Origin of the sequence: Bacillus sp. FSL K6-0073 (assembly GCF_038006085.1) — a bacterium.
GTDB classification, from domain to species: Bacteria; Bacillota; Bacilli; order Bacillales; family Bacillaceae_G; genus Bacillus_A; species Bacillus_A cereus.
In genome coordinates, this window is record NZ_JBBOUN010000001.1 from 1 (window position 1) to 7,500 (window position 7,500).

Consider the following 7,500-nt stretch of genomic DNA (forward strand, 5'->3'; position numbering starts at 1 on the left):
TTGGAAAATATCTCTGATTTATGGAATAGTGCCTTAAAAGAATTAGAAAAAAAGGTAAGCAAGCCTAGTTATGAGACATGGTTAAAATCAACAACGGCTCATAACTTGAAGAAAGACGTATTAACGATTACAGCTCCAAATGAATTTGCTCGTGACTGGCTAGAATCTCATTACTCAGAACTAATTTCAGAAACACTATACGATTTAACAGGGGCAAAATTAGCAATTCGCTTTATTATTCCCCAAAGTCAAGCTGAAGAGGACATTGATCTTCCTCCAGTTAAGCGGAATCCTGCACAAGATGATTCAGCTCATTTACCACAGAGCATGTTAAATCCAAAATATACATTTGATACATTTGTTATCGGTTCTGGTAACCGTTTTGCCCATGCAGCTTCATTAGCTGTAGCCGAGGCGCCAGCTAAAGCGTATAATCCACTCTTTATTTACGGGGGAGTTGGGCTTGGAAAGACGCATTTAATGCACGCGATTGGTCATTATGTAATTGAACATAATCCAAATGCAAAAGTTGTATATTTATCATCAGAAAAATTCACGAATGAATTTATTAACTCTATTCGTGATAATAAAGCTGTTGATTTTCGTAATAAATATCGCAACGTAGATGTTTTATTGATAGATGATATTCAATTTCTTGCTGGAAAAGAACAAACTCAAGAAGAGTTTTTCCATACATTTAATGCATTACACGAAGAAAGTAAACAAATTGTAATTTCTAGTGATCGACCACCAAAAGAAATTCCGACTTTAGAAGATCGTCTTCGTTCCCGCTTTGAATGGGGACTTATTACAGATATTACGCCACCAGATTTAGAGACACGAATTGCGATTTTACGCAAAAAAGCAAAAGCTGAAGGGCTTGATATACCAAATGAAGTTATGCTTTATATCGCAAATCAAATTGATTCAAATATTCGTGAATTAGAAGGTGCACTTATCCGAGTTGTAGCTTATTCATCTTTAATTAATAAAGATATTAATGCTGATTTAGCAGCTGAAGCACTTAAAGATATTATTCCAAATTCTAAGCCGAAAATTATCTCTATTTATGATATTCAAAAAGCTGTCGGGGATGTTTATCAAGTGAAATTAGAAGATTTTAAAGCGAAAAAACGTACAAAATCAGTTGCGTTTCCTCGCCAAATTGCAATGTATTTATCGCGCGAGCTTACAGATTCCTCTTTACCAAAAATAGGTGAAGAATTTGGTGGACGTGATCATACAACAGTTATCCATGCCCATGAAAAAATCTCTAAACTACTAAAAACCGATACGCAATTACAAAAGCAAGTTGAAGAAATTAATGGTATTTTAAAGTAGTAGCTGAATAGTGTGAATAACTTACCTTGTTTTACGCACAGTCTATCCACATGTAGATAGACTGTTTTTACATCCTTTATAGAGGTTATCCACATATCCACAAGCCCTATTACTATTACTACTATTTTTTTATCTTTATTAATTAAATAAAATCTTATACTTACCGGAGGTTTTTCTTTATGCGTTTTACAATACAAAAAGACTATCTTGTAAGAGGTGTACAAGATGTAATGAAGGCAGTTTCTTCTCGTACAACAATCCCCATCCTTACGGGAATTAAAGTTGTAGCTACTGAAGAAGGGGTTACATTAACAGGAAGCGATGCTGATATTTCTATTGAATCGTTTATTCCAGTCGAAGAAGATGGAAAAGAAATCGTAGAAATAGCTCAATCAGGAAGCATTGTTTTACAAGCAAAATATTTTAGTGAGATTGTAAAAAAACTACCTAAAGACACTGTCGAAATTTCTGTGGAAAATCATTTTATGACAAAAATAAAATCTGGAAAATCAGAGTTTAACTTAAATGGTTTAGATTCTGCAGAATATCCGTTACTGCCACAGATTGAAGAACATCATGTATTTAAAATACCAACAGATTTACTTAAACATATGATCAGACAAACTGTATTTGCAGTTTCTACTTCTGAAACAAGACCGATCTTGACAGGTGTAAACTGGAAGGTATATAACAGCGAGTTAACTTGTATTGCAACAGATAGTCATAGACTGGCACTTAGAAAAGCAAAAATTGAAGGACATAATATTGCAGATGAGTTCCAAGCTAATGTTGTTATTCCAGGTAAGAGCTTAAATGAATTAAGTAAAATTTTAGATGAGTCTGAAGAAATGGTAGATATCGTTATTACGGAGTATCAAGTATTATTCCGTACAAAACATTTATTATTCTTCTCAAGATTGTTAGAAGGAAATTATCCTGATACGACACGTTTAATTCCGGCAGAGAGTAAAACGGATATTTTTGTGAATACAAAAGAATTCCTACAAGCAATTGATCGTGCTTCACTATTAGCAAGAGATGGCCGCAATAACGTTGTTAAATTATCAACTTTAGAGCAAGAAATGCTAGAGATTTCTTCGAATTCACCAGAAATCGGAAAAGTTGTCGAAGAAGTACAATGCGAAAAAGTAGATGGAGAAGAGTTAAAAATATCTTTTAGTGCAAAATATATGATGGATGCATTAAAAGCTTTGGATAGTACAGAGATTAAAGTTAGCTTTACTGGGGCAATGAGACCGTTCTTAATTCGTACAGTAAATGATGATTCAATTATTCAATTAATTTTACCGGTTCGTACTTACTAGGTAAGGAATAAGGGTTGCTAGTTTAAAGATGCTAGTGGCCCTTATTTGATTTTTGGGTATTACTTTCCTAATGCTAGTTTATTTAGTACAATGAAAGAATGAACACTTTCAGAAAGTGAGCGATTTTATGAAACGTATTAAAATTTCAACAGAGTATATTACACTAGGACAATTTTTAAAGTTAGCTGATGTAATTGATACAGGTGGCGCTGTAAAATGGTTTTTACAAGAATATGAAGTGTACGTGAACAACGAACTTGAAAATAGAAGAGGTCGCAAACTATATGCGAATGATGTTATTGAAATTCCAGGAAGCGGAACTTTCCAAGTTCAGGCATAAAGGGGGAGCCCTTTGTTTATTTCAGAAATACAATTAAAAAACTATCGCAATTATGAAAAATTAGAGCTTTCCTTTGAAGATAAGGTAAATGTAATTATCGGCGAAAATGCACAAGGGAAAACTAACTTGATGGAAGCTATTTATGTTTTAGCGATGGCGAAATCTCATAGAACCTCTAATGATCGCGAACTTATCCGCTGGGATGAAGATTTTGGTCAAATAAAAGGGAAATTACAAAAAAGAAACAGTTCTTTGTCCTTGGAATTAAATATTTCGAAAAAAGGTAAAAAGGCAAAATTAAATCAACTTGAACAACAAAAGTTAAGTCAATATATTGGCGTGATGAATGTTGTCATGTTTGCCCCAGAAGATTTAAATCTTGTAAAAGGAAGCCCTCAAGTAAGAAGACGCTTTTTAGATATGGAATTAGGACAAATAGCTCCTGTATATTTGTATGAATTAAGTCAATATCAAAAGGTGCTCACGCAACGAAATCATTTGTTGAAAAAAATGCAAGGGAATAGTAAGAATGAGGAAACGATGTTGGATGTGTTTACACTTCAACTAATTGAGCATGGTGCGAAGATACTGCAAAAACGTTTTGAATTTTTGCATTTGCTACAGGAATGGGCAGCTCCAATTCATCGAGGTATAAGCCGTGGATTAGAAGAGTTAGAAATTGTCTATAAACCAAGTGTAGATGTATCAGAATCAATGGATTTGTCGAAAATAAAAGAAGTATACTATGAAAGTTTTCAATCTGTGAAACAACGTGAAATTTTCCGTGGTACGACTTTAATTGGTCCTCATCGTGATGATTTACAATTCTTCGTTAATAGTAAAAATGTTCAAGTCTTTGGTTCGCAAGGACAACAACGAACGACCGCACTATCCCTAAAATTAGCTGAAATTGAATTGATTTATTCAGAGGTTAAAGAATATCCAATCCTTTTGTTGGATGATGTTTTATCAGAATTAGATGATTATCGTCAATCACATCTTTTAAATACAATTCAAGGAAAAGTGCAAACATTTGTTACAACGACGAGTGTCGACGGAATTGAACACGAAACATTAAAAGAAGCGAAAACAATTCATGTAACGAACGGCACTGTAGATTGTGAAATAGATAGGGAATAACCCCTGTTTAAATGGAAAAGTAGGTGATCTTTGTGTCAATGGAACAAAAGCAAATGCAAGAAAATGCATATGATGAAAGTCAGATACAGGTGCTTGAAGGACTAGAGGCAGTTCGGAAACGCCCTGGTATGTATATTGGATCTACAAGTGGAAAAGGGCTTCACCATCTTGTGTGGGAAATCGTAGATAATAGTATTGATGAAGCACTTGCAGGTTATTGTGATGAAATTAATGTTAGTATCGAAGAAGATAATAGTATTCGTGTAACGGATAATGGGCGTGGTATTCCGGTTGGTATACAAGAAAAAATGGGACGTCCAGCTGTAGAAGTTATTATGACTGTTCTCCACGCCGGTGGTAAATTTGGCGGTGGCGGTTATAAAGTTTCTGGTGGTTTACATGGTGTTGGGGCATCGGTTGTAAATGCTCTATCAACAGAATTAGAAGTATTTGTACATCGTGAAGGTAAAATCCATTACCAAAAATACGAAAGAGGTATTCCGGTTGCGGATTTAAAAGTCATTGGTGACACAGATCAAACAGGAACAATAACTCGATTTAAACCAGATCCGGAAATTTTCCAAGAAACAACAGTATACGATTTTGATACGTTAGCAACTCGTATGCGTGAATTAGCGTTTTTAAATCGTAATATTAAATTAACAATTGAAGATAAACGTGAACATAAGCAAAAGAAAGAATTCCATTACGAAGGTGGAATTAAATCATACGTTGAGCATTTAAATCGCTCAAAACAACCGATTCATGAAGAGCCTGTGTACGTAGAAGGTTCAAAAGATGGTATTCAGGTTGAGGTTTCTCTTCAATATAACGAGGGATACACAAATAATATTTACTCATTTACGAATAACATCCATACGTATGAAGGTGGTACACATGAGGTAGGTTTTAAAACAGCTTTAACTCGTGTAATCAACGACTATGGTCGTAAAAATAGCATTTTAAAAGATGCGGACAGTAATTTAACTGGTGAGGATGTTCGTGAAGGTTTAACAGCAATTGTATCAATCAAGCATCCAAATCCACAATTTGAAGGACAAACGAAGACAAAACTTGGGAATAGTGAAGCGAGAACAATTACAGAGTCTGTATTCTCAGAGGCGTTTGAAAAGTTCTTACTAGAAAATCCTAATGTAGCGCGAAAAATTGTAGAAAAAGGTACGATGGCTGCACGTGCACGTGTAGCTGCGAAAAAAGCGCGTGAATTGACACGTCGAAAGAGTGCGTTAGAAGTTTCAAGTTTACCTGGTAAATTAGCTGATTGCTCTTCGAAAGATCCAGCAATTAGTGAAATTTACATCGTAGAGGGTGACTCTGCGGGTGGATCTGCAAAACAAGGACGCGATCGTCATTTCCAAGCAATTTTACCGCTGAAGGGTAAAATTATTAATGTGGAAAAGGCACGCTTAGATAAGATTTTATCAAATGATGAAGTTCGTACAATTATTACGGCGATCGGTACAAATATTGGTGGAGACTTCGATATTGAAAAAGCACGCTATCATAAAGTTATTATTATGACCGATGCCGATGTTGATGGTGCACATATTCGTACCCTATTATTAACGTTCTTCTATCGTTATATGCGTCAAATAATTGAGTGTGGTTATATCTATATTGCACAGCCGCCGTTGTTTAAAATACAACAAGGTAAAAAAATTCAATATGCTTACAACGATAAGGAACTTGAAAAAATCTTAGCAGAATTACCGGCCCAACCTAAGCCAGGGATTCAGCGTTATAAAGGTCTAGGGGAAATGAATCCAACTCAGCTATGGGAGACGACAATGGACCCAGAAGTACGTTCATTACTTCAAGTTTCCCTTCAAGATGCAATTGAAGCAGACGAAACATTTGAAATTTTAATGGGAGATAAAGTAGAGCCACGTCGTAACTTTATCCAAGAGAATGCAAAATACGTGAAGAACCTTGATATTTAAATGAGTAATGACAGGAATCTAAGTATTCCTGTCTTCTACATATAAATCAATGTATGTGTAACGGAAATGTAAGAGGAGGTGCTCGTTGATGTCAGACAATCAACAACAAGCACGAATTCGAGAAATTAATATTAGTCATGAAATGCGTACCTCATTTTTAGATTACGCAATGAGTGTTATCGTATCTCGTGCATTACCAGATGTTCGTGATGGATTAAAACCTGTGCATCGTAGGGTTTTATATGCGATGAATGATTTAGGAATTACAGCTGATAAAGCGTATAAGAAATCAGCACGTATTGTCGGTGAAGTAATCGGTAAGTATCACCCTCATGGTGATTCAGCCGTTTATGAAACAATGGTACGTATGGCGCAAGATTTTAGTCAACGTTATATGCTTGTAGATGGGCATGGTAACTTCGGTTCTGTAGATGGAGATTCAGCAGCGGCAATGCGTTATACAGAGGCAAGAATGTCTAAGATTTCTATGGAATTAATACGTGATATTTCAAAAAATACAATTGATTATCAAGATAACTATGATGGTTCCGAAAGAGAACCGATAGTACTACCAGCGCGTTTCCCTAATTTATTAGTAAACGGTACAACAGGTATTGCTGTTGGTATGGCAACAAATATACCGCCGCATCAGCTTGGCGAAGTAATTGATGGTGTGCTGGCATTAAGTCATAATCCTGATATTACTATCGCGGAATTAATGGAATATATTCCCGGTCCAGACTTTCCGACGGCAGGTTTAATTTTAGGAAGAAGTGGAATTCGAAGAGCTTATGAAACAGGTCGCGGTTCCATTATGCTTCGTGCTAAGGTTGAAATTGAAGAGAAGTCAAACGGTAAACAATCTATTATCGTAACTGAACTACCTTATCAAGTTAATAAGGCACGATTAATTGAAAAAATCGCAGAATTAGTTCGCGATAAGAAAATTGAAGGTATTACAGATTTACGTGATGAATCAGATCGTAATGGTATGCGTATTGTCATGGAAGTACGTCGTGATGCTAATGCAAACGTACTATTAAACAATCTATATAAACATACAGCGCTTCAAACAAGTTTCGGTATTAATATGTTGTCTCTTGTAAATGGGGAGCCACAAGTACTAAATTTAAAACAAAATCTATATCATTATTTAGAGCATCAGAAGGTAGTAATTCGTAGACGTACTGCTTATGAATTAGAAAAAGCAGAAGCACGTGCTCATATTTTAGAAGGATTACGAATTGCTTTAGATCATCTTGATGAAGTTATTACGTTAATTCGTAGTTCAAAAACGGCAGATATTGCCAAGCAAGGCTTAATGGAACGTTTTGGTTTAAGTGAGAAACAAGCGCAAGCGATTTTAGATATGCGTCTGCAACGTTTAACTGGA

General features: G+C 35.4%; 6 protein-coding genes (1 of these 6 only partly in view). All 6 read left to right on the forward strand.

Annotation, left to right across the window (positions count from 1 at the left end):
- Nucleotides 1-1,341, forward strand: coding sequence for a chromosomal replication initiator protein DnaA (gene dnaA, locus MHB52_RS00005; protein WP_000428018.1), 1,341 nt, complete (start codon nt 1-3; stop codon nt 1,339-1,341).
- Between the two features lie 179 nt (nt 1,342-1,520).
- Nucleotides 1,521-2,666 carry a DNA polymerase III subunit beta gene (gene dnaN, locus MHB52_RS00010; protein WP_001212884.1) on the forward strand — a complete coding sequence of 382 codons (1,146 nt, stop codon included), beginning with the start codon at nt 1,521-1,523 and terminating at the stop codon, nt 2,664-2,666.
- A gap of 127 nt (nt 2,667-2,793) precedes the next feature.
- Nucleotides 2,794-3,006, forward strand: a complete 213-nt coding sequence (yaaA, locus tag MHB52_RS00015) for a S4 domain-containing protein YaaA (protein WP_000821364.1) — start codon at nt 2,794-2,796, stop codon at nt 3,004-3,006.
- 12 nt (nt 3,007-3,018) lie between these two features.
- Nucleotides 3,019-4,146, forward strand: coding sequence for a DNA replication/repair protein RecF (recF, locus tag MHB52_RS00020; RefSeq protein ID WP_000470745.1), 1,128 nt, complete (start codon nt 3,019-3,021; stop codon nt 4,144-4,146).
- Nucleotides 4,147-4,184: 38 nt separating this feature from the next.
- Nucleotides 4,185-6,107, forward strand: a complete 1,923-nt coding sequence (gene gyrB, locus MHB52_RS00025) for a DNA topoisomerase (ATP-hydrolyzing) subunit B (RefSeq protein WP_000435982.1) — start codon at nt 4,185-4,187, stop codon at nt 6,105-6,107.
- Nucleotides 6,108-6,195: 88 nt separating this feature from the next.
- Nucleotides 6,196-7,500, forward strand: partial view of a DNA gyrase subunit A gene (gene gyrA / locus MHB52_RS00030; RefSeq protein ID WP_001282864.1) — the 5' portion only. It continues 1,167 nt past the right edge of the window; the window shows 1,305 of its 2,472 coding nt (coding positions 1-1,305); its start codon is at nt 6,196-6,198; its stop codon lies off the right edge, out of view.

Excerpts from the sequence above, each read along its gene's own strand:
- dnaN (WP_001212884.1), top strand. The coding sequence starts at position 1,521 with ATGCGTTTTACAATACAAAAAGACTATCTTGTAAGAGGTGTACAAGAT.
- yaaA (WP_000821364.1), top strand. The coding sequence starts at position 2,794 with ATGAAACGTATTAAAATTTCAACAGAGTATATTACACTAGGACAATTT.
- gyrB (WP_000435982.1), top strand. The coding sequence starts at position 4,185 with ATGGAACAAAAGCAAATGCAAGAAAATGCATATGATGAAAGTCAGATA.